This window comes from Thorsellia kenyensis, from assembly GCF_042432445.1.
In the GTDB taxonomy this organism is placed as follows: Bacteria; Pseudomonadota; Gammaproteobacteria; order Enterobacterales; family Thorselliaceae; genus Thorsellia; species Thorsellia kenyensis.
Genome location: NZ_JBHLXE010000028.1, coordinates 1 through 511 on the forward strand (window position 1 = coordinate 1; position 511 = coordinate 511).

Here is a 511-nt window from a genome sequence, read left to right on the forward strand (position 1 = left end):
AGTTATCGATCAAAATAAAACACGCTATTACAGTGTTAACTCCTCAACTCAACAAGGTAATTATAACAATGATGGTGCTACAGGACTAAATTCGATGGCTATAGGTATTAATGCCAGTGCAAGTGGGGATAAAAGCACAGCGCTAGGTTTTGGTACAACAAGTACAGGATTTGCTAGTCTTGCTTTAGGTACAAATGCTCAAGCAAATCAGCTTAATAGTATCGCCTTAGGAGCAGGCTTAGGGACTATAATTAATGCAATAAATAGTGTAGGCATAGGAAGTGATGTCACTGTTGGTTCAGGATCGTCTGAAAGTGTAGCGATCGGAAGCTTCGGAAAAATTGGTACAGGTTCTGCATCTAGTATCTTATTAGGTACACAAAATGAATTAGGCAATAATGCTGATAATGCGATAGGCATAGGTTCAAATATTTCCATAGCAGATTCAGCCAGTTCTTCTATAGCCATAGGCATTGATAGTATAGTTAATTCAGCAGACAGTATCGCTATT

1 pseudogene is annotated in these 511 nt (G+C 38.4%); it reads left to right on the forward strand.

The annotated features are described in order from the left end of the window. Positions 1-511: pseudogene (locus ACFFIT_RS03140) on the forward strand (hypothetical protein); the annotation flags it as partial.